Below are 22,670 nucleotides of genomic sequence, written 5' to 3'. Positions count from 1 at the left end.
GCACGACGAGGTCCGTGACGTTGGCGCCGCGGGCGCGCATCGCGGTGAACGCGGCGTGCCCCGGCGTGTCGATGAAGGTGATGCCGCCGTACGCGGTCTTGACCTTGTACGCGCCGATGTGCTGCGTGATGCCGCCGGCCTCGCCCGCCGCGACGTCCGACTTCCGGATCGCGTCGAGGAGCGAGGTCTTGCCGTGATCGACGTGCCCCATCATCGTGACGACCGGGGCGCGCTCCGTGCGCTGCTTCTTCTCCTCCTCGGTCTCCTCGGAGCGCGTCTGGGAGAGCATCTCCTCCTCGCCGACCTCGATGTCCTCGATGCCGTAGCCGAACTCCTCGGCCATGATCTTCGCGGTTTCGATGTCGAGCGTGGAGTTGATGTTGATGCCGGACATGCCGAGGCTCATGAGCTTCATGAGCAGCTCGGTGGACTTCACGCCCATGCGCTTCGCGAGCTCCTGGAGCGTGATCTGTCCCTCCACGCGGATGACGCGCTTGCTCGCCTTCGGGACGGTGATCTCGGTCTTCTTGCCCTTCTTGCCGGGGGTCATCCGGCGCTTCCGCGCCGGCGGCACGCCGAACTTGCCGGTGCCGACCGCCGGGCGCGGGGCGATCATGTCGCGCCCCTCGATCTCGCGGCGACGCTGCGGCGCGCCGCGGCCGCGCTTGTCCCCGTCCTTGGGCTCCTCCCCGGGGGTGGGCAGCATGTGGCGGCGCACGATAGGCGCCTCGGACGCGGGCCGGAGCTGCGGCTTGAGGGCCGTCGGCTGGCCGCCGGCCCCGTCGTACTGCGCCTCGGCCGCCGCCGCGCCGGCCGCCTGCTCGGCGAAAGCCTGCTCGGTCAGCTCCGGCACCTCGACGAAGTCGGGCTTCCGCTCGTCGTCGCCGATCCCGGACGCCTGCTCCGCAGCGGCCGTGCCGAAGGACGTCGCGCCGGCCTCCGCGGCCTTCGCCGCCGCCTGCGCCTCGGCCTCGGCCTTCTTCGAGCGACGCTTCGGAGCCGCCGGCGCCGCCTCTGCCGGCGCCTCCTCCTTGCCCGCGCCCTTCGCCCGTGCCGGCTTCGGCGCCGCGGGGACGGCCTTCGTGCGCCGCCTCACCACGGTCGGGCGGATCCGCTCCTCCACCGTGTTCTCCGCGCGTTCCTTTTCCAGGAGCCTGCGCACACGTTGGGCGTCCTCGAGCTCGAGGGCGCTCATGTAGTTGCGGACCTGGAACCCGAGGTTCTGGATCTTGGCGACCATCACCTCGTTCTCGACCTCGAACTCCTTGGCCAGCGTGAAGATCCGAACTTTTTCCGCCATCGCTCCTCCGGACGAAGTCTCCGTGCCGGGAAGGCGGTCCTGCCGCCGCCCGTCACCGCGGGCTCTACTGCAGAGCCTCCAAACGATCCAAAGTAGCCGACACCGCTTCCGACATCCCCCGATCGACGATCGCGAGGATCGCGACCGGGCGCTTGCCGAGCATCTCTCCCAGGGCCGCCTTGTCGGAGGCGGCGCGCACACGGACGCCGCGCTGCGCGGCGTTTCGCTCGATCTCGGTTCTCTCCGCGGCGTCGGACGCCACGACGAGCATGACCGCCTGCCCGAGCTCGAGGGCGTGCTTGACCGCGTCGGCGCCCGCCGCCGCCCTGCGCCCGGTGATCGCGGAGCCCAGCAACGCGCCGAGCCGGCGCGTGAGCGCGTCGCGCGCGGCCGCAACGAACTCGGAGGCGTCCGGGTAGGCGACCGCCGCGCGGAAGGCGCGATCCAGGGCCCGGCCGCCGATCGCCGCCTCGATGCACCGCCGCGTCGGGCAGACGTGCGCGCCGCGGCCGCCCAGGTTCCCGCGCCAGTCGGCGACGATCCCGCCGTCCGGCGTGCGGGCGAGCCTGAGCAGGGCCTCCTTGCCGGCCGGTCGGCGGCACGCGATGCACGTGCGCTCGGGCCCGCGTTTCGCGCGGGGCGAGGCGCCGGTTTCGACGTTCGGTTTCACCTACCAGTCCTCATCGACCGCATCGAGATCCACGCCGCTCTTGGGCGCGGCCTCGCCTTTGTTCTCTTCGACGCTCTCGGCCGGCGCCGCCGCCTCCTCGGCCTCCGCCGCAGACCGCAGCGCCAGCTCCTCCGCCGCGTGCTGGCGAGCCTGCTCCTGGAGCTCCGCCAGGATGACGGCCTCGCTGCCGAGGTACCGCTTGATCCCCTCCATGATCTGCCGCGCCTTGCGGATGCCCAGGCCCGTCTTCAGCGCGAGCCTGTCGATGTCCTCCTCGGCCGCGAGATCGTTGACCGACTTGTAGCCGGCCTGGGCCAGGAGCTCTATCGTCCGCTCGCCGATCCCCCAGACGAGCAGCAGGCGCTCCCGCTCGGCCAGCGGCTCGGGGCGCGAGGCGAGGGAGCGGATGCGCGCCTGCCGCATCTCCTCCATGGTCTCCTCGGCCGCCTTCTGGATGGCGAGCACCTGCTCCTGGTCCCCGAAGCCGGGGATCGCCGCGAGCTCCGCGGGATCCGCCTCGGCGACCTCCTCCACGGTGCGGAAGCCGAGCTTGTACATGCTGCGCGCCGTGCTCTCCTCGATGCCGCGGATCATCGCGAGCGACTCGATGGCGAGCTTCTCGCGCTCGGAGAACTTCGTCTCGCTGATGACGTCGAGCCGCCAGCCCGTGAGCAGCGACGCGAGGCGCACGTTCTGCCCGCGGCGGCCGATCGCGAGGGAGAGCTTCTCGTCCGGGACCACGAGCTCCATCGATCCGTTCGACTCGTCGATGATCACGCGCGCCACCTCGGCCGGCTGGATGGCGTTGCACACGAACCGCGCCGGATCCCGATCCCACGGGACGATGTCGATCTTCTCGCCCCGGAGCTCGGTCACCACGGCCTGGACCCTGGACCCGCGCATGCCGACGCAGGCGCCGACCGGATCGACGTCGACGTCCCGCGAGGTCACCGCGATCTTGGACCGCGCGCCCGGCTCGCGCGCGACTGCGACGATGCTCACGATGCCCTCGTAGATCTCCGGCACCTCCATCTCGAAGAGCTTGCGCAGGAGACCCTCGTGCGTGCGGGACAGGATGATCTGCGGGCCGCGCGCCTCGCGGTCGATGTCCTTGACGAACGCCATGACGCGGTCGCCCGGGCGGTACGACTCGCGCGGGGTCTGCTCGCGGGCGGGGATCACCGCCTCGGTGCGCCCGAGGTCGACGATGATCGAGTTGTTGCGCTCGAAGCGGCGCACGATGCCCGCGATCACCTCGTCCTTGCGATCCTTGTACTCATTGTAGATGTTCTCGCGCTCGGCGTCGCGGACGCGCTGGATGATCACCTGCTTCGCGGTCTGCGCGGCGATCCGCCCGAACCCGCGGCCGTGCGTCTTCAGGCCGAGGATCTCGCCGAACTCCTTGTCCTGCTTCTTGGCCTTCTTGTCGTCCTCGTCGCGGTAGAAGACCTGGAACCCGAGCTCCTCGCCGAGCTCCGCCTCGAGCTTGGACTTCTTCACGAGCTCGCAGGTCACCTCGCGCTCGGGGTCCGCGACCTCCTCGACGACGGTCATGTACTGGAAGAGATCGACGGCGCCGGTCTCCTCGTTGAAGTGCGCCTCGAGCTCCCGGTTCTGGCCGAAGGTCCGCTTCGCCGCCGTGAGGATCGCGGCCTCGATGGCCTCGACGAGCACCTTCTTGTCGATGCCCTTGTCCCGGCCGACCTGCTCCAGGATCATGTTCAAAGGCAGAGAACCGTCCTGCATCACTTCTCTCCTGCTCTCGAAATCACCTCGTTCGTGTCGAAAACGAGGTGTGCTTTTGCGATCTTCGCGAACGGGATGGCGGCGATCCCGCCGTCCTCCTGCTCCAGCGCGACGTCCCCGCCCCGCACGCCGAGGATCCTGCCGCCGTGCCGCTTCCGGCCGGAGACCGGCGCCTTGGTGTCGACGCGCGCCTTCTTTCCTTTGAACCTCTCGAAGTCGGCGAGCCGCGTGAGCGGTCGCTCGATCCCGGGCGAGGAGACCTCGGGGACGAACGGGTCGGCGATCACGTCCTCCACGTCCAGGGCGTTGCCGAGGTCGCGGCTCACCGCGCCGCACAGCGCGTGGTCCACGCCGGAGCCGCGATCCGGATCCGCGCCGCGCCGCTCGACGAGCACGCGCAGCACCCAGCCGGGCTGCTCGCGCCGGTAGACGACCTGCACGACTTCGCAGCCGTGGAGCGCCGCGGCTCTCTGCGCGATCTCGTTCAATTGCTCGACGTTCACCATTTCCCGTACCAAAAAGAACAAAAAAAAGGCGGGTCCGCAAAACGGGATCCACCTAGGTGCGACCACTCAAATTGCGGGGCCTTGTTACCACAACGTTCTCGTGTATGCAATACCGTGATGGGCCGAGCGCGCGACCTTGTTCGGCATGCCGCTCGGGGGTATGCTCCGCGCGATGATCGGCAGGCTGAGCGGCAAGATCGTGGAGAAGACCGCCGAGGGCGCGGTGATCGACACGGGAGGGGTCGGCTACGACGTGACGCTCCCGTTGCGCGTGCTCGCGGCGCTGCCCGCGCTCGGCGAGCACACGACGCTCTGGATCCACACCCACGTGCGCGAGGACGAGCTCAAGCTCATCGGCTTCGCGAGCGCCGGGGAAAGGGAGGCGTTCCGGGAGCTGATCAAGGTGAACGGCGTCGGGCCGAAGGTCGCGCTCGCGGTGGTCGGGGCGCTCACCTCCGCGGAGCTCGGGCGCGCGATCGACGCCGGCGACGTGAAGCGGCTGTCGGCGGTCCCGGGCATCGGGAAGAAGACCGCGGAGCGCATCGTGCTCGAGCTCGGCGGCAAGCTGAAGCTCGGCGGCGAGGAGAAGGCGCAGGGGGCGACGTCCGAGCTCGCCGAGGTGGCCTTCGCGCTGCGCAACCTGGGGTTCAAGCCGGCGCGGGTCGACTCGGTGATCGCCGAGCTCGACCGGTCCGGCGCGCGCGGGTCGTTCGAGGAGCTCCTGCGCCTCGGCCTCGCGAGGATGCAGGACGGCGGGTAACGCGACATGGACAACGAACGGGATCGCGGCTTGGTTGACGCCTCTCTCGGCGAGGACGAGCGCCACTTCGACCTCGCGCTCCGGCCCTTGCGCCTCGACGAGTACGTCGGGCAGCGCAAGCACGTCGACAACCTGCGCGTCTTCATCGAGGCCGCGCGCCGGCGGGGAGAGGCGCTCGACCACGTGCTGTTCTGCGGGCCGCCGGGGCTCGGGAAGACGACGCTCGCGCACATCATCGCGAACGAGATGGGCGTCGCCATCCACTCCTCGTCGGGGCCGGCGATCGAGCACAAGGGCGGCCTCGCGGCGCTGCTCACCAAGGTCGGGCCGCGCGAGGTCCTGTTCATCGACGAGATCCACCGGCTGACCCCGATCGTCGAGGAGAACCTCTACCCGGCGATCGAGGACTTCGAGATGGACATCATCGCGGGGGACGGGCCGCACGCCGCCTCCTACAAGCTGCCGCTCAGCCCGTTCACGCTCGTCGGCGCGACGACGCGGACGGGGCTGCTCACCTCGCCCCTCCTGTCGCGGTTCGGCGTGACCATCCGGCTCGACTACTACCCGCCGGAGGACCTGCAGAAGATCGTCGTGAGGTCGGCCGGCCTCCTGCGCATCGAGATCGACGGCGCGGGCGCCGCCGAGATCGCCGGCCGGGCGCGGGGCACGCCGCGCATCGCGAACCGGCTCCTGCGCCGGGTCCGGGACTTCGCCGAGGTGGAGGGCACCGGCCGGATCGACGTCGCGGCGGCGCGGCACGCGCTCGAGCGCCTCGAGGTGGACGCGGCCGGGTTCGACGACATGGACAGGAAGATCCTGTCCACCATCATCGAGAAGTTCGGCGGCGGCCCGGTGGGCATCGAGACGATCTCCGCGGCCGTGTCCGAGCCGCGCGACACCCTCGAGGACGTCTACGAGCCGTTCCTTCTGCAGAACGGCTTCCTGCAGCGGACGCCGCGCGGGCGGGTCGCCACGCGCCGCGCCTACGAGCACCTCGGCATCCCGTTCCCCGCCGGCGAGACCCCGCAGGGGAGGCTGTTTTGATCCAGCCCGAGGGATCGGCGCCGCTCCCCCGGCGCGACTACTACACCGAGTTCATCGAGGGCTCGAGGTGGCTGCGCCAGGAGCAGGCGGACGCGCGGACGGCGTGGTTCGACGACCTCGAGTGGGAGCACAAGGAGCGGACGCTGTTCCGCTTCGAGATGCTGCTCAAGGGGATCGTGTGCTTCGGAAACCCCGCGAACCACCCGGGCGCCGTGAAGCGCGAGGAGCCGATCGTCTCCCGCGACTTCTCGCGCGAGATGGAGGCGGTCAGGGGGGCGGTGCGGGCCGCGGTCGAGCTCGGGCGCGCGCTGTCGGGCGAGGTCGAGAGCACCTCCGTCTTCCAGCGCTACGTGGAGACGATGGTCGTCCAGGATCACGCGCGGATCCAGATGGCGCGCCGCTCGCTGAACCAGGACACGCCGCACCAGAGCCTCGCGCTCCTGTGGTCCGCGCTCCGGGACGTGCTCGATCTCCTCGACGGGATGCCCGACGGCGCGAAGGTCCCGTTCCGGCTCTTCTCGGCCGCCGTCCGCCTCACGCAGCGCGAGGTCCACAGGTCGGAGTTCTTCGATCCGCTCGCCTCGCTCGAGTTCCGCGCCGAGTTCGACCGCATCCGCAGCCCCGTCGTGCTCGAGGTGATGGGCGGCATCGAGAACGATCCGTCGCGGCGCGTCGCCGCGCTCACCTTCCTGTCGCTGTTCCGGCTGCTGCGGTACATCGATCTCATCGACGAGGAGCAGGCGAAGGTCGCCGGCTTCGGCCCGCTGTTCGCGTTCCTCGCGCTCCTCAGGTCGGACGCGGAGGCGCTCGCCGTGTTCTTCTCGAAGGACTCGGCGACGTGGATCTCCGACGGCTTCGGCCGCGAGTTCGAGGCGTGCGATCCGGGCGAGCTGACGGCGCGCTTCGCCGGGCTCGAGCGGGAGTTCGCGGGGCTCAGGTCGCTGCGCGAGCTCTTCGAGTCGCTCGGCAACCAGCTCAAGCTCGAGCTCAGGAAGGTCTACGAGCAGCAGATCCCCGCGCTCTCGAAGGTCGAAGACCAGAAGGAGCTCACGGGCGCGATCGAGAGGTCCACCTCGCTCATCCGGAGCTTCGTGCAGAACGCCGTCGTGCTGCTCGTCCAGGAGCTCCGCCCCGGCGTCGACGGCGAGGCGGTGTTCGAGGACTTCACGTCGAACCGCGCGCGCTCGGAGAGGCTCCGGCGCGACGTCTGGATGTTCCAGCAGATCCTGCGGGCGTTCATCGAGAAGGCGAAGGGATCCACGGCGGCCGCCGATCAGTGGGCCGGCATGAGCACGTTCCGGTTCGTGCGCGAGTTCGTCGGCTACTTCAAGTCGATGGGCTACCAGCTCCTCAGGTACTCCGACTACGCGCGGTTCGACGAGTTCATGAGGCTCGTCGAGCAGCTCCGCGACGGGGACGTGCTCGAGGAGGCGAAGCTCCTCGGCGTCGTGCGGACGTGCGAGGACTTCAACGGGTTCCTCGAGCAGATGTTCGAGGCCGTCGGCCGGCGCGCGGAGCTCGGCGGCGCCCCCTTCGACAAGCGCGACGCGGCGCGCACGCTCAAGCTGTTCCTCGGCCACTGACAGGGGACCCCGCGCACCATCCGGGGAACCGGGCACCCGGGGGAAGGTCGCACGGGATCTCCTCCGCCCGGCCCGGGGCGGCCAACCCATCGAAGAGGATGGAGAATACCGGCACCGCGATCGTGGTGATCCCGGTCCCCTGAACGGTGGCACCGATTGTGCTTGTAGTCCCTGTCGAGGGGATCTCGAATCCCCAGGTCGCCGAGGGTTCTATGGGATAGATTTTTTAAAAGAAGTCGGTTACAAAGCCGGGACATTCGACAAACCGGAGCGAAGGCAAAGGGAGCTAAGGGAAGAAGGCGACGATGACCAGACACACACGACTCGGGGCTGGTTTGGTGCTGCTGCTGATCGGCGCGGCCGCCGCGCCGGCGGCGAACGCGGAAGAAGCCACGTCCGACGCCGCGCCGGCGGCGTCCGGCGAAGGCGTGAAGGCCGAGGTCGCGCTCACGGACGCGGTCGAGCCGGAGAAGGACGAGGACAAGTGGAAGTCCCCGTGGCGGGGCTCGTCGTTCACCTACCGCAACGCGGTGACCGCGCTCTCCTTCAAGAAGGACGCGGATCTGACCTATAACCCGTATTACGAGATGTCGTGGGCGTTCCACCCGATGTGGTGGGTCGGCGACGTGTTCAACGCCTCCGTCGACTTCGCCATCATGCGCGAGCTCACCGAGGCCGACGACACGACCTACGACGGCGAACCGTTGTTCAGCGACATCACGTTGAACCTCGGGGCCTCGAGGTTCGCGACCATCCCGGTGGTCGGGATCGACATGTCCGCGAGCCTCTCGCTCGTCGGGCCGACGAGCAAGTCGTCCCAGGCGCGGACGATGATGTTCGGCTTGAAGCCGGGGCTGTCTCTCAAGCGCACCTTCGACGTCCTCTCGGGCCTCTACATCGGCTACTCGTTCGGCATTTCGAAGTACTTCTACGAGGCGACGACCGCGCAGAACGAGGAGGCGGCGATCTCCAACTGCGCCGGCTCGGTCGGGGGCTGCGAGGAGTACCAGAACACGGGCGTCCGCAACACGAACTGGGGCCTGTCGAACGGCTTCAGCTTGGGGATCGCGTTCATCGATCAGCTGAGCCTCGACGCGAGCTTCGGGCTGAGGCACTCGTTCCTTTACAAGCAGGACGAAGCCGACGAGCCGGACGACGGGATGAGCGAGTGGCAGCCGGGCACCGATACGAACGTCCGGTACATGATGGTGTACGGCCTCGGCCTCACGGCGACGCCCTTCCGGGCGCTGTCCATCGGTCTCGGGGCGGAGACGGCGAACCCGCAACTCAAGGCGAACGCGACCTACGAGCGTCCGTTTTTCAACAGATACACGGTGGTCTATCTGGATTTGATTTTGGACATCGACGGGTTGGTCCAGCAACTGACCTCTAACGAAGAGTAGAGGAGCAAAAAATGAGGGAGACAACGATGAAACGCATCCAGTCCGGGGTTCTTCTGCTGGTGGCCGCGGGGCTGCTCGCGGCGTGTGCCGAAGAGAGAGCTCCCATCAACAGGGTGCAGCCGTACGCGCTGCCCAAGACGTTCTTCATCGGCGAGGACTTCCAGAACGTCAACGACGATCCGGAGTTCTGGACCCAGACCACGATGGTCGACGTCGGCTACGGCGCGAAGCAGGACGGCCTGTTCACGTCGACCTACGCGCAGCCGCTCGGCCGCATCAAGTGGCAGGTCACCGAGGACATGCTGATAGGCCGCGCGGCCTACGAGCGCGTCGAGGGCTCGGACGGCAAGGGCGAGGTCACGGGGCTGCAGACCCAGAACGGCACCATCGCCGTCGCCTTCGCGATCACGAGCCACTTCGACATCGTGAACGCGTACAACTCGACCACGGGCGAGAAGCTCAACGTGGTCGAGGAGAACAGCTACGACCGGCCGTGGTACGAGCGCGAGTACATCCGCGTCGACTTCTCCAAGAGCCTGCAGACCGACAACTACGACTTCGACACGCTGTCGATGATCGGCGTGTACGGCTCGATCACCTACGAGCCGCTCTCCTACTACGTGGCCGATCCGTACGACGAGGAGGCGCCGTTCTTCGATTTCGAAGAGAGCTACTTCGACATCACCACCAAGGTCTTCGCGAAGCCGGGCCTCATCGACCTGAGCCAGTTCGGGTGGGGCATCGACCAGTTCCCGGCGTGCTACCTCGACCTCGACTTCATGGGCGGCACGGCCCCGACCGGCAACTGCAACCCGGTCGAGATCACGCTGCGCCAGTCGTTCCGCAGGGTCGTGGACCACGACGTCGAGCCCATGAACATGGACGGCTGGCGGTTCCAGGCGTTCGGCGCGTTCGCGTTCGCGGAGCGCCGCGGCTACGACCGCATGTACGGCATGACCGACGACCAGTACTACCGGTTCAAGTCGACGTTCCCGATCTATGAATTGAATTACTATTACGAGAACCCGGAGGAGAAGACCGGCTTCGTCGAGTGCTACACGCCCGACAAGACGCCGGCCGGCGCGAGCCCGCACCGCGACCTCATCGGCGGCGGCTCGGACGGGGAGTCGCCCGACGGGACCGAGGACGAGTGCCAGGCGGTCAAGACCGCGACCGGGTTCAGCGGCTCCAAGTGCAACGAGTTCACCCAGAAGTGCACGCTGCCCTACCGCGCGCGCAAGCCCCAGGCGATGGCCTGGTACTACACGAACGGCAGCGACAAGCGGTTCTACGAGCCGAGCGCCTACGCCGTCCAGCAGTGGGACGCCGCGCTCCGCTCCGCCGTCGCGACCGCGGCCTACGCCGAGTGCATGGCCGAGGAGCTCGCCGGGACGACCAACGCGGACGCGATCGCGGACGCCAAGGAGTGGTGCGCCCGCGGCGTCGACACCGACGAGGACGGCTCCCCCGACGGGTGGATGCCGTACTTCGGCCAGCAGGACTCGAACGACGATCTGCTCTTCCTCTCGCAGGAGATGGACGACTGCCGCTCGGCCCGCACGCACTCCGACGACATCACGTCGGAGGTGGGCTCCGACGATCGCGAGGCCGCCTGCGCCGCGGAGATCAAGACGCAGGGCGAGGCGATCGAGGCCGAGGCCGGCGTCATCTCCCAGGCGATCGCGCCCGAGATGATCGTCATGTGCCACAGCCCGGTTCAGGCGGACGACCACGCGCTCTGCGCTCCGGAAGAGGAGCGGCTGCCCGAGGGGCTCAGCGCCTGGGACTGCGCCGAGGCCCGCGCCGCCGGCGACCAGGGGATGCTCGACACCTGCCTCGCCGCGCGCAACGTCCGGCTCGGCGACCTGCGCTACCACGTCGTGAACGTCATCGAGGCGCCGCAGACGCCCTCGCCGTGGGGCATCATGACGAGCGCCATCGACCCGACGAACGGCGAGACGATCGCGTCCTGCACCAACATCTGGAGCTTCGTCAACGACTTCTGGGCGCAGCGCGTGGTCGACTGGATGCGCTACGCGGCCGGCGAGATCACCTCCGAGGAGGTGACCGAAGGCCAGAACATCAAGGAGTGGAGCCAGGCGGCGCTCGCCGCGTCCAAGGGCGGCGTGTTCCCGAAGATGACCAGGGTCGAGCGCGACAAGCGCGTCGCGGAGGCGACCGGCACGCGCTACACGGGGGCCTCCAAGGCCGACGCGGTGAAGCCGCTCAAGGCCACCGCGCAGATCGACAGGTTCTTCAAGGAGCTGACCCAGGACTTCACGGGCGTCATGGCGAGCTCCGAGGTCGCGGGCGAGAACGCCGCGAGGTACAGGACGCGCATGAGCACCGTGGCCGGCACGCAGCTCGAGTCCGAGCTGATGAACACGATGATGCAGCAGCTCCACGGGGTGGAGGGCGTCACGCTGACCGACGGCCTGCTCGATCGCGTGTCGCCGCTGCGCGGCGGCAACCCCGCGTTCCAGCGGGAGATCAAGCGGCTCAAGCAGAACGCGCTCGGCGAGCGCGGGATGTGCGAGATGGAGATGGCGGACACGCCGGTCTCCATCGTCGGGCTGTCCAAGATCCTCCAAGACAAGTTCGGCGCGTTCAACGCGGCGGACAGCGCGAACGCGCAGTTCGATCGCGCCAAGCGGATGACCGCCTACATCGCGAAGTGGGCGCACGCCTCCGTCGTCGTGCACGAGATGGGGCACTCGATCGGCCACCGCCACAACTTCGTCAGCTCCTCGGACGCTTGGAACTACAGGCCGCAGTACTGGGCGCTGCGCACGAACGCGAACACCCTCGACATGACGTCGGACGTGCCCTGCAACGACCTCTCGGCGGACGGCGAGGACTGCGTCGGCCCCCGGTACTTCGATCCGATCACGGAGAATGAAGCCGACAACCTGATCTGGATGTGGTCGTTCTCCTCCATCATGGACTACGCGGGCGAGACGACCCAGGACTTCCAGACCCTCGGCGCCTGGGACTGGGCCGCGACGCGCTCCATGTACGGCGACGCGGTGGCCGTGTACCCGCTCGAGTACTTCAAGTACGACGCGGCGCACAGCGCGGCGACGCAGTACGCGACCTACCGCCGGCAGATGGTCTACGAGAAGCTCGACAACTTCGGCGGCATCATCGGGTTCAACTACACCCTCCCGGACAACCGGTCGGTGAGCTACGCCAACCTGAACAACATGCTCAACCTGATCCCGGAGTGCGAGACGATCGATCCCGAGCTCTACAAGCCCTCCAGGTGGAACGACGCCGAGGACGGGGAGTGGAGCCCGCTGCTCGACGGGTTCATCGTCTCGGTGGACGGCGCGCCGACGCGCTGCCGGCAGCAGAAGGTCGACTACGCGCGGTGGACCGACCTCGGCATCCCGGCCGACGCGAACATCGCGAGCTACATGCGGTCGATAGGCGGCGACGGCACGATCGGGTACGTGACGGACAAGTTCACGCGCGCCCGCGTGCCGTACGGCTTCGCCAGCGACAACTGGGCCGACATCGGCAACGCGTCCGTGTACCGCCACGACAACGGCGCGGACACGTACGAGATCTTCAACTTCCTGGCGTCGCAGCAGGAGCTGTTCTCCATCTTCGACAACTACCGCCGCGGCCTCTCCACGTTCACGCTGACCGGGGCCACGAGCCGCATCATGGACCGGTACATCGCCAAGATGCGCGACGGCGCCAAGGGCCTCGCGATGCAGAAGAACTTCCTGCAGATCATCGGCATGGCCTCGGGCGAGGGCGTCGGGGGCGAGGCGCTCTGGGACTACGCCGCGAAGAACTGGTACTACGAGAACATGATCTCCTCGACGATGGTGTTCGACCACCTGGTGCGCAACGCGCAGCGCCCGGCGCCGGGGCCGCACGGCATCCCGACGTCTCCGGTCTACGCCGACACGATCTACCCGGACGACGGGGACTTCAGCCCGTGCATGGCGCTCTGGGTGGGTCAGACCTCCTGCGACCCGGCCGGCACCGTCCCGAACGGCGCCTACGCGACCACGGCCACCGCCAACGGCTTCCAGCAGCTGTCGGCGGGCGGCAAGGTCGTCGAGAACCAGCTGTCGGACTACAACGGCGACTACGACTCGGGGTACACCATCACGGCGGGCTCCTACTACGACAAGATCTACATGGCGATGATGATGACCGAGTCGGTCGACAACTTCATCTCCGAGTCGCGCGGCGACTTCATCGACAAGCGGTACCGCTCGGTGTCGCTCACGGACCTCTTCCCGGACGGCTACCGCCGGTGGATCGGCAACATGCTGACCAACGACGCGTACCTCAAGGGGCCGCGCGTCGAGGTCGACGGCTCCGGCGTGCCGCTCCAGGACGCGGACGGCTTCTGGTCGGGCGGCATCGGCTGGACCAAGTGGTGGGGCGACGAGGTCGAGTCCTGCTTCCCGGGCGACGGCACGAACATCTGCACGGCGTACGTCGGCGGCGCGGCGGTCGACATCGGGAACGCCCCGGCGAACGTCATGCCGGTCGATCCGGAGTTCGCCTGGGAGGTGCAGAAGTTCCTCATCGCCGAGACCTACCTCTACCTGCCCGAGAACCAGAAGGCCTGGTGGCGGGATCAGATGGGGATGTTCTCCGCGCCTTCGATGAACGCCGACACGCTGCTCGACCAGCTGATCCTCTTCAAGAACCCGACCGGCTGGATCTACGCCGCGAAGCGGTTCGGCAAGGAGGAGATCTTCGGCCGCACGGTCGAGAAGGGCGTCTCCGCGCGCGTGCTCGAGTACGCGAACAGCCTCCTCGCGAAGGCGTACGAGACCACGCCGGTCGACTACGACGGCGACGGCACGACCGACTGGTACGAGCCGGTCCTCTACGACGGCGCGCCCGCGGTGCTGTTCGACGAGAGCACGTTCGGCGCCATGAGCGGGACCGTCGGCGGCTACTACCCGGACGACTGCAGCGAGACCGACAACTCGGGCTGCACCTGCACCATGAATAGGTACTGCGTCGAGCTCGAGGACTACATCTCCGTGCTCGACTACATGGCCGCGTGGTCCGGCACGGCCGACTTCGACCCGACCGACGAGTCGAACGAGATGATCGGCATCTGGTAGCCGGCAGCCCCTTCCCCGGAAGATCTCCCGACGCATTCCTCGCCTGACCCGATCCCGGGCGCACCCCTGTCCGCGGGCCGCTCCGGCGCCAGATTTCCTTCGCTAAGGCCCGCCAGCCTGCGATACAAAGGACGGAGCGCAACGCTCGAGCGAGGAGGGATCGATGTTCAAGGGGCACCCGGCCGGGCTGTTCGCGCTCGGCCTGTCGAACATGGGCGAGCGGTTCGGCTACTACACCGTCGTCTCGATCTTCACGCTGTTCATGGGCGCGAAGTTCGGCTGGACCGACGCGCAGATCGGCAACGTCTGGGGGATCTTCGTCGGCACCGTGTACGGCCTGGTCGCCTTCGGCGGCTTCGTCGCCGACAAGATCGGCTACGGCCGGACCGTCGTGATGGGGATCGTCACGATGATGGCCGGCTACGCGCTGATGGCGGTGCCGGCCTCGGGCGAGTGGTTCGTCTACGTGGCGCTCGGCGTGATCGCGCTCGGCACCGGCCTGTTCAAGGGCAACCTGGTCGTGATCCTGGGCAAGCTGTACGAGCCGGAGCAGTACAAGAAGCTCCAGGACCCGGCGTTCAACATCTACTACATGGGGATCAACGTCGGCGCGTTCTTCGCGCCGTACGCCGCCGCCGGGGTGCGAAAGCTCTTCCTCGCTCAGGCCGGCTTCACCTACGACCCGAACCTGCCGGGGATGGCGAACCGCTTCCTCGAGGGCAAGCTCGAGAGCACGGCCGAGTTCCTGAAGCTCGCCCAGGCCCAGGCGCCGGGCGTCACGGACCTCACGCGGTTCTCGCACGACTACCTGGCGGCGCTCACGAACGGCTACCACGCCGGCTGGGGGATCGCCGCGGCGAGCGTGCTCCTGTCGCTCGGCATCTACCTCGCGACGCGGCGGATGTTCAAGCACGCCGACTACCGCGGCGAGAAGAAGGTCGAGGGGAGCGTCGCGGTCGAGATCCCGAAGTCGGAGTACTGGCGCCGGGTCCGCGCGCTGTTCCTCGTCTACTCCGTCGTCGTCTTCTTCTGGGTGGTGTTCCAGCAGAGCGGCTACACGCTGACGCTGTTCGCGAAGAACTACACGCAGATACGCCAAGGGCCGCTCACCACGCTCTTCTTCGACCTCCCGGGTGTCCTCTCCGTGATAGGCGGCATCATCGGCGCCATCCTCCTCGTCGGTCGAGGGGGCATCCGGAAGCGGCTGATCGGAACGGCGCTTCTCGTGGGAGGAGCGGCGGGCGTGTGGCTGTGCCTGGGCAGCTACGGCAGCTCGAACCAAATCGACATCGAGAAGTTCCAGTCGTTCAACCCCTTGTTCGTCGTGTTCCTGACGCCGCTGGTCGTCGGCTTCTTCGCCCTGCTCAACCGGAGCGGCCTCGAGCCGTCGACCCCGAAGAAGATCGCCTACGGGATGTTCATCGGCGCCGTCGCGTACGTGATCATGGTCGCGGGCGCGCAGGGGCTCCAGAGCCCGGCCTCGCTCGAGGCGACGGGCGGCGTCTCGCCGGTGCTGGTCACGCCGTACTGGCTCGTCGGCACGTTCTTCACGCTCACGATAGCGGAGCTGTTCCTCTCGCCCATGGGGATGTCGCTCGTGGCCAAGGTGGCGCCGCCCAAGATCAAGGGGCTCATGCAGGGGTTCTGGTTCGCCTTCACCGGCCTCGGCAACTACCTGTCCGGCAAGGTGGGCGAATTCTACGTGCGCCTCGAGCTGTGGCAGACGTTCCTCATCCTCGTGATCGCCTGCGGCCTGGCGGCGATCCTGATGCTGCTCGCTGCCAAGGCGGTCGAGCGCGCGGCGAAGACGGCGTAGCCCAAAGGAGGTCGAAACCCATGGATCGAGACGTCTACCGCGAGCCGCTGGTCAGCCGGTACACGAGCCGCGCCATGCAGGAGCTCTTCTCCGAGGACACCAAGTTCCGCACGTGGCGCAGGTGCTGGATCGCGCTCGCCGAGGCGCAACGCGAGCTCGGCCTGACCGGCATCGTGTCCGAGGAGGCGCTCGCCGAGATGCGCGCGCACGCGGACGACATCGACTACGAGCTCGCGGAGAAGCTCGAGCGGGAGCTCCGGCACGACGTGATGGCCCACGTGAAGGCCTACGGCGCCCTGTGCCCGGCCGCGGCGGGGATCATCCACCTCGGCGCCACGTCGCAGTTCGTGGTCTGCAATACCGACCTCATCCTGCACAAGCGCGCTCTCGGCCTGATCCGGGACGATCTGGTCCGCGCGATCGATCGCCTTGCGGCCACCGCCGAGCGCTACGCGGATCTGCCGGTCCTCGGCGCCACGCACTTCCAGCCGGCGCAGCCGACGACGCTCGGCAAGCGGCTGTGCCTCGGGATCCAGGATCTGCTCGCGGATCTCGACGCGATCGAGTGGGCGGCGTCGCGCGTCGTCGCGCGCGGCGTCAAGGGCACGACCGGGACGCAGGACTCGTTCCTCAAGCTGTTCGGCGGCGATCACGCGAAGGTCGAGGCGATCGACGCGCTCGTGTCGCGGAAGCTCGGCTTCGAGGGATCCTTCCCGGTGACGGGCCAGACCTACCCGCGCAAGCTCGACACGAAGATCGCGGAGGCGCTCGCCGGGATCGGCGCGTCGGCGCACTGGATCGGCGTCAACGTGCGGCTCATGTCCGGCCTCAAGGAGGTCGACGAGCCGTTCGGCGCGAGGCAGGTCGGCTCCTCGGCCATGGCGTACAAGCGAAACCCGATGCGGTCGGAGCGGATGTGCTCGCTCGCGCGCAAGCTGATGAACCTGCCGGCCGACTTCCAAGCCACCCACGCGAACCAGTGGATGGAGCGCACGCTCGACGACTCCGCGATCCGGCGCATGGACATCCCGCAGGCCTACCTGCTCGCCGACGCGGTGCTCGGACTCCTCCTCGACGTGGGTGGCGGCCTCGTGGCCAACCCGGCGGCGATACGGGCGCGGCTCGTAGCCGAGCTCCCGTTCCTCGCGACCGAGGAGATCCTCGTCGCCGCCGTGGCGCGCGGCGGGAACCGCCAGGAGGCCCACGAGGTGATCCGCGATCACGCGGTCGAGGCGGCGCGGCGCGTGAAGGAGGAGGGGCTCCCGAACGACCTCCTGGAACGGCTCGCGGCGGATCCCCGCATCCCGCTCGGGGCCGAGGAGCTGCGCGCCATCGCGGCGGACCCGGCGCGCTTCATCGGCCGGGCGCCCGAACAGGTCACCGCGTTCCTTGAGGGCTCGGTCCGCCCGCGGCTCAAGGGGTACGCGGACGCGCTCGCCGGCGGCCGCGAGAGCCGGGTGAGCGTCTAGCGCCGCGAGGGGATTGAGGATGACGTTCGAACGCGCGAGCCGCCTCCTTTGCGCCGCCGGGGTCACGGCCCTCGCGCTCGGCGCGCTCGCACGGCCCGCCGCCGCGGACGATCCGGGGCTCGAGTACCGCACGCTCTCGACCGAGCACTTCCGCATCCACTTCCACCAGGGGCTCGAGGAGATGGCGCGCGAGCTCGCGATCGTGGCGGAGGAGGTGCACTCCGATCTCGCGATCCGGTTCGGCTGGGAGGTGGACGGCCCGACCGAAGTCGTGATCACGGACAGGACGGACGACGCGAACGGCTCGGCCATGGCCTCCCCGCGCCCCATCATCCGGCTGTTCGCCGCGCCGCCGACGTCCGACAGCGGCCTCGCGAGCCACGACTTCTGGCTGCGATCCCTGTTCGTCCACGAGTACACCCACGTCATCCACCTGCAGATGCACGGCGGCGTCGCGCGGGTCGTGAACGCGATCTTCGGCGACGTGTACCTGCCGAACCAGATGCAGCCCCTCTGGTTCATCGAGGGGATGGCGGTGATGGAGGAGACGTACCGCTCGGAGGCGGGCCGGATCCGGTCGGCGGAGTTCAGGGCGATCTTGCGGGTGAACGCCCTCGAGGGGAAGCTGCTCACGCTCGGCGAGGCGTCCAACTCGACGCGGCAGTATCCCCGCGGCAACATGCCGTACATCTACGGCGCCATGTTCGTCGACTTCCTGCGCTCGAGGTTCGGGGAGGAGAAGCTCACCGAGATATGCCGCGCGTACGGCTCGAGCACGATCCCGTACGCCTTGAACCGCGTGTTCAGGCGCGTGCTCGGCGTCGAGCTCGACGACCTGTACGAGGAGTGGCTCGCCGCCGTGCGGAAGGACGCCGAGGCGACGCGGGCGGCGCTCGAGGCGAAGGGGCTCACCTGGACGAGGCGGCTCACGGAAGACGGGGAGAGCAAGGGGCAGCCGATCTTCTCGAAGGACGGGAGGTCGCTGCTGCTCTCCATCGCCGACGGCCAGAGCCGCCCGGGGATCTTCGCGCTGCCGCTGGACGGCGGTCCGCGCGGGCGGCTCGCGCGCTCGGGCGGCGACGCGCACCTCTCGGCGGACGCGCTGGGGAACGTCTTCTACACGCGCGGGGCGCCGTACGAGAAGTTCTACAGGTACAACGACGTGTTCGTCCTGCCCGCCGCGGGAGGGGATCCGCGCCGCGTCACGTACGGGATCCGCTCCCGGGAGGCCGCGGTCTCCCCGTCGGGCCGCGAGCTCGCCCTCGTCGTCGATCACGCCGGCGCCACCAAGCTCGTCCTCACCGACGAGCGCGGCAACAGGCTGCGCGACCTGTTCGTTCCGGAGCACGGCGACCAGGTCTACGATCCGGCGTGGTCGCCGGACGGGCGCTCCGTCGCGGTGGTGGTGCGCCGCGGCGTTCGGGTCGACGTGGCGGTGGTGGACGTCGCGACGGGCGCGATGACCCCCGTCACCGACGACGCGGGGCGCGAGGCCGATCCGGCGTTCGACCCGACCGGCCGGTACCTCCTCTTCGCCTCGGATCGGACGGGCGTGTACAACGTCCACGCGGCGGACCTCGGCGCGGGCACGCTCCTGCAGCTGACGAACGTCCTCGGGGGCGCGATGTCGCCCGCCGTGTCGCCGGACGGCGAGAAGCTCGCGTTCCTCGGGCTCGGCTCCAAGGGCTGGGACGTCCACGTCGCCGACTTCGACCCCGCGGACGCGGAGATCGTCGCGGCCGTGCCGCGGAGCTTCTCGGAGCGCCGAGGGGCCAAGGGGCAGGGCCGCGCCTCGCGCGCGGTCATAGGACCGTACAACCCCCTGCCGAGCCTCCTGCCCCGGTACTGGCTCATCGGCGTGAGCGCCGGCGGGGATCGGATCATGCTGCAGGCGACCACCGCGATGAACGACGCGGTCGGCCACCACGCCGTCGCCGCCTCGCTGAACTACGCGGTCGACAGCCGGGCGGTGTCGTTCAGCGCGGGCTACTCCTACTACGGCATGGCGCCGTCGCTGCACCTCGGCGTCTCGCGCTGGACGGCGCCGCGGGACGGCGGGTACGTCGTGGGCGGGGAGAGCCGGAGCTGGGAGCAGGAGCTCACGCGAGGCTCCATCTCCCTCGCGGCCGCCGTGCCCGGCGTCGATCGGGGGCACTCGCTGTCGGCGTCCTACCAGGTGCTGCACGCGCGGCCGCGGGACGGCGTCGAGGTGATCGCCGATCCGTCGGGGCCGCTGCCGGACGTCCCGATCCAGTACTTCCGCGCGGGCCTTTCGTTCGGGTGGTCGTACTCGGACGTCGTCTGGTCGGTGTCCGGGATCTCCGCGGAGTCCGGGCGCTCGATCTGGGCGAGCGTCTCGATCGACCACCCGGCGCTCGGCAGCGATCTCGAGGTCGCGGGCTTCTCCTACGGCTGGCAGGAGTACCTCGAGATGCCGTGGCTCGACCACCACGTGCTGGCGCTGCGGCTGAACGGCGGGATCTCCGTCAGCGATCCGCCGCAGCAGTCCGCGTTCTACTTAGGGGGTTACGGGGAGCAGAACGTCGTGGACGCGCTCTGGAACAACGTGCCCTTGGGGCTGCCGGGGCTCCGGGGCTACCCCCAGGGCAGGTTCGCGGGCGACCAGTACCACCTCCTGCGGCTCGAGTACCGGTTCCCGATCTGGTGGTTCGAGGCCGCGTACAAGACCGTCCCGTTGTTCTTCCGGGAGCTCCACGCCGGGGTGTTCACGGACAACGCGCTCATCACGTTCGACGCGCTCGACCGGGACGACTGGCGCGCGAGCGTCGGCGGAGAGCTCGTGTGGACGTTCAACTTCGGCTACTACATGCCGATCACGCTCCGGACCGGCTACGCGCGCGGGCTCATGACGGGCGGCGTCGACGAGATCATCGTCGTCCTCGGCGGGACGTTCTGAGATGAGCTGTGCATCCGGGAAGATCGCGGCGCGGCCGACGCCGCGGACCATCACGTGGCAAGGGACGCCGGGCGCGTCGAGCCTAGGACCGCGGGGAATGCGGAGACGGTGCGACGCCCGCCCTCTCGCGTCAAGTTATGAAAGGAAGCAACGTCCCCTATTCCCCTATTCCCCCATGGAGGCGTGCTTGCGGACCGGGGGCTCGCAGTCGTAGCTGTCGGGAAGAACGTCACCGGTGCCGTACTCGACGATGCAGCCCTTGTGGTAGACCTCGTCATCCGGGCAGCCGCTGCCGATGGTGCCGGTGCAACGGGAGAGGTCGTAGCACGCCTCCAGCCCTTCGAGGTGCGACAGGGCGTTGCACCAGACCATCGCCTCGGCCTGGTTGAGGAAGGTAACCGCGCACTCCTCGCAGAACGGCGCGTCGTGCGGCACCTCGAAGCCGAGTGCAGTCCACTGTCTCTGGGTGATCTCGTACTTGGACATCAGGAACGGCCGCGTGAGCGTGACCGGGACCTCCTTCTCGGAGTAAGCACCGCGACACGGAGTGCCGACGGGTGACCCGAACGTGAACGATCCCGCCGGGATCTCGACCCACTCGATTTGCGGATCCTCGGCCTCGGGGTACGTGTCGGTGTCGACGGCCGCGTCGCTTTCGCCCGAGCCTTTGTCGCAACCACAGGTCGAAACGGCGAAAGCAAACATCGCAGCGACGACGGGAATGAGGTTACGGTCGAGGAGCATCGATTCGATTCTACTCGAAGATGGGTTCTCTCGCAGAAATCGTCCGAAGTCGAAGTGCTACGCTACTTCGCGCCGCCGTCAGTCGAGCCCGCAGGGAGCGTGCGAACCGGGCGGAATCCGGTGCTCATTTGGCGAGCATAGCCAGAGAGACCAAAAGAATCAGCGGTTCGGTTGTAGCAGCCCAATCTTGCAAAATCGCCACCTCTTAGGTCCCGTCGTTCGGCCTCGTTCTCGTCTGCACCCATTGGATCTGCGAGCGCCTGGTCCGGCTTCACTTCATTGTCGTCGAGCGCGAAGCCGGTCACGACGTAGTCCACCCACTCCCACGCGTTTCCGAGCATGTCGTATAGTCCGAAGGGGTTGGGCTGCTTAAGGCCTACCTGCTTCAGTAGCTTTGGAGTCTCCAGCGACCACTCATCATCGCCAGCCCCCGAACTGAAGCAGTACCAGGCGATGTCGTTCAGCACCGGCTCGTCCGCGCAGTAGCCGTCGTGGTCGTCCGTGATGTCGCCGTTGTAGGTGTTCGTCGTGGTGCCGGCCTTGGCCGCGTACTCCCACTCGGCGCCGGTCGGAAGACGGTAGCCGGTGCAGTCGTACATCAAGGCGTGCTTGCGAACCAGCGACTCGCAATAGTAGTTGTCGGGCGGCACGGGAGGTCCCTCGGTCACACCATCGGCCACCGAGCACGATCCGTCCCAGAACGTTTCTGAGCATCCGCTGCCAATCGTCCCCGTGCACCGCGAGAGATCGTAGCACTCTTCGAGTCCCTCGAACTTCGACAAGGCGTTGCACCACGCCATCGCCTCGAACTGGTCGATGAACGTAACTGGGCAGTCGTCGCACGGTTCTGCGTTGTGCGGCACGGTGAAGCCGAGCGCCTTCCACTGCTTCTGGGTGATCTCGTACTTGGACATCATGAACGGCCGAGTCAGCGTGACCGGCACCTCCTTCTCGGTGTACATGCCGCGGCACGGCGTGCCGACCGGAGATCCGAACGTGAACGATCCGTTGGGGATCTCCAGCCACTGCACCTGCGGATCGACGCAGTTCTGACACCATGGAGGATCCTTCTTCTCCGCGGTGCATGAAGAGAGGATCGCTGTTGCGAGGATCGAGAAGAATACCGATTGGTGCATCGTCGTCATGCGTCGCCTCAGTGGTTTACGCCAGCAGCATCGCCTTTACTCTCGAAGTTGTTCGCCATGTTGTCCCCGTAGACAGACCTCGCCTTGTCGATGAGCCCGTACGTCACGTCGTAGTCGCCGTCGCCGTCCCACAGCTTCCCGACCGTGAGCTGCGTCGGCCAGAGGTTAGGCAGAGTGCCGCATGGAGCGCTCATGTCACGCGGCGCACATATGGTCGGAGTTCCGCTGCTCATCGCGCAGCACTCGTACGCGATGTCCGAGTCCGGCACGTTGTCCCAGACGTTCTGGATCTGCGGGATCGTGAACTTGTAGCTGCCCTCGGTCCAGAGGTTCCAGTAGAAATCGAGCCAGTCCCACTCGGTGCCGTAGTGGGTCAACCCCGAAGGGCTGCACTCGTACTCCATCCACTTCACGTCGGACGACGTGTCCAGCGTCGTCGGGAAAGGGGCGCCCGATGTTCTGTTG

14 protein-coding genes and 2 pseudogenes are annotated in these 22,670 nt (G+C 68.1%); 8 read left to right on the top strand and 8 right to left on the bottom strand.

Going from position 1 to position 22,670, the window contains the following annotated elements; genetic code table 11:
* The 5 genes and pseudogenes from M0R80_23435 to M0R80_23415 form a co-directional block, all read right to left on the bottom strand.
* A pseudogene (locus M0R80_23435) lies at positions 1–187 on the bottom strand (GTP-binding protein).
* 195 nt (positions 188–382) lie between these two features.
* Positions 383–415, bottom strand: a pseudogene (locus M0R80_23430) (hypothetical protein).
* A gap of 949 nt (positions 416–1,364) precedes the next feature.
* Positions 1,365–1,970 (bottom strand): DUF448 domain-containing protein, encoded by a 606-nt coding sequence (locus M0R80_23425; GenBank protein MCK9462584.1) that lies wholly within the window; start codon positions 1,968–1,970, stop codon positions 1,365–1,367.
* Positions 1,971–3,716: a transcription termination factor NusA gene (nusA, locus tag M0R80_23420; protein ID MCK9462583.1), complete on the bottom strand. Its 1,746-nt coding sequence runs from the start codon at positions 3,714–3,716 to the stop codon at positions 1,971–1,973. It lies immediately after the preceding gene.
* Positions 3,716–4,204: a ribosome maturation factor RimP gene (locus M0R80_23415; protein MCK9462582.1), complete on the bottom strand. Its 489-nt coding sequence runs from the start codon at positions 4,202–4,204 to the stop codon at positions 3,716–3,718. The genes nusA and M0R80_23415 overlap by 1 nt, the downstream gene beginning before the upstream one ends.
* 163 nt (positions 4,205–4,367) lie before the next feature.
* Here M0R80_23415 and ruvA point away from each other — a divergent pair, with 163 nt between their 5' ends.
* The 8 genes from ruvA to M0R80_23375 all read left to right on the top strand — a co-directional run bounded on the left by ruvA (position 4,368) and on the right by M0R80_23375 (position 20,316).
* Complete coding sequence (gene ruvA, locus M0R80_23410; GenBank protein ID MCK9462581.1) at positions 4,368–4,982, top strand: Holliday junction branch migration protein RuvA; 615 nt, start codon at positions 4,368–4,370, stop codon at positions 4,980–4,982.
* A 6-nt stretch (positions 4,983–4,988) separates the two neighbouring features.
* On the top strand, positions 4,989–6,026 hold the full coding sequence (ruvB, locus tag M0R80_23405) for a Holliday junction branch migration DNA helicase RuvB (protein ID MCK9462580.1): 1,038 nt from the start codon (positions 4,989–4,991) through the stop codon (positions 6,024–6,026).
* A complete protein-coding gene (locus M0R80_23400; GenBank protein ID MCK9462579.1) occupies positions 6,023–7,609 on the top strand; it encodes a hypothetical protein in 1,587 nt (528 codons plus the stop codon). Before ruvB ends, M0R80_23400 begins: the two co-directional genes overlap by 4 nt.
* A 305-nt stretch (positions 7,610–7,914) precedes the next feature.
* On the top strand, positions 7,915–9,012 hold the full coding sequence (locus M0R80_23395; GenBank protein ID MCK9462578.1) for a hypothetical protein: 1,098 nt from the start codon (positions 7,915–7,917) through the stop codon (positions 9,010–9,012).
* Positions 9,013–9,038: 26 nt separating this feature from the next.
* Entirely contained in the window at positions 9,039–14,114 is a 5,076-nt protein-coding gene (locus M0R80_23390; protein MCK9462577.1) for a hypothetical protein, read from the top strand.
* A gap of 163 nt (positions 14,115–14,277) precedes the next feature.
* Complete coding sequence (locus tag M0R80_23385; GenBank protein MCK9462576.1) at positions 14,278–15,930, top strand: peptide MFS transporter; 1,653 nt, start codon at positions 14,278–14,280, stop codon at positions 15,928–15,930.
* Between the two features lie 20 nt (positions 15,931–15,950).
* Entirely contained in the window at positions 15,951–17,399 is a 1,449-nt protein-coding gene (purB, locus tag M0R80_23380) for an adenylosuccinate lyase (GenBank protein ID MCK9462575.1), read from the top strand.
* A gap of 19 nt (positions 17,400–17,418) precedes the next feature.
* The gene (locus M0R80_23375; protein ID MCK9462574.1) at positions 17,419–20,316 is read left to right on the top strand and encodes a hypothetical protein; all 2,898 of its coding nucleotides are present in this window, start codon (positions 17,419–17,421) and stop codon (positions 20,314–20,316) included.
* Between the two features lie 165 nt (positions 20,317–20,481).
* On the opposite strand, the gene M0R80_23370 is transcribed toward M0R80_23375, so the two are convergent.
* From M0R80_23370 to M0R80_23360, 3 genes are all read right to left on the bottom strand, one after another.
* Positions 20,482–21,060, bottom strand: coding sequence for an SUMF1/EgtB/PvdO family nonheme iron enzyme (locus M0R80_23370; GenBank protein ID MCK9462573.1), 579 nt, complete (start codon positions 21,058–21,060; stop codon positions 20,482–20,484).
* A gap of 62 nt (positions 21,061–21,122) precedes the next feature.
* Entirely contained in the window at positions 21,123–22,205 is a 1,083-nt protein-coding gene (locus M0R80_23365; GenBank protein ID MCK9462572.1) for a formylglycine-generating enzyme family protein, read from the bottom strand.
* Between the two features lie 8 nt (positions 22,206–22,213).
* Positions 22,214–22,670: hypothetical protein (locus M0R80_23360; GenBank protein MCK9462571.1), on the bottom strand; the 457-nt coding region annotated here is incomplete at its 5' end.

It is taken from the genome of Pseudomonadota bacterium (assembly GCA_023229365.1).
GTDB lineage: Bacteria > Myxococcota_A > Polyangia > JAAYKL01 > JAAYKL01 > JALNZK01.
This window is presented reverse-complemented; position numbering and strand designations above follow the sequence as displayed.

Bases quoted from the DNA above. Each gene is read 5' to 3' on its own strand.
- M0R80_23365 (MCK9462572.1), bottom strand. From the start codon at position 22,205: ATGACGACGATGCACCAATCGGTATTCTTCTCGATCCTCGCAACAGCG.
- M0R80_23375 (MCK9462574.1), top strand. From the start codon at position 17,419: ATGACGTTCGAACGCGCGAGCCGCCTCCTTTGCGCCGCCGGGGTCACG.
- M0R80_23385 (MCK9462576.1), top strand. From the start codon at position 14,278: ATGTTCAAGGGGCACCCGGCCGGGCTGTTCGCGCTCGGCCTGTCGAAC.
- purB (MCK9462575.1), top strand. From the start codon at position 15,951: ATGGATCGAGACGTCTACCGCGAGCCGCTGGTCAGCCGGTACACGAGC.
- M0R80_23395 (MCK9462578.1), top strand. From the start codon at position 7,915: ATGACCAGACACACACGACTCGGGGCTGGTTTGGTGCTGCTGCTGATC.
- ruvA (MCK9462581.1), top strand. From the start codon at position 4,368: ATGCCGCTCGGGGGTATGCTCCGCGCGATGATCGGCAGGCTGAGCGGC.
- ruvB (MCK9462580.1), top strand. From the start codon at position 4,989: ATGGACAACGAACGGGATCGCGGCTTGGTTGACGCCTCTCTCGGCGAG.
- M0R80_23370 (MCK9462573.1), bottom strand. From the start codon at position 21,060: ATGCTCCTCGACCGTAACCTCATTCCCGTCGTCGCTGCGATGTTTGCT.
- nusA (MCK9462583.1), bottom strand. From the start codon at position 3,716: ATGCAGGACGGTTCTCTGCCTTTGAACATGATCCTGGAGCAGGTCGGC.
- M0R80_23390 (MCK9462577.1), top strand. From the start codon at position 9,039: ATGAAACGCATCCAGTCCGGGGTTCTTCTGCTGGTGGCCGCGGGGCTG.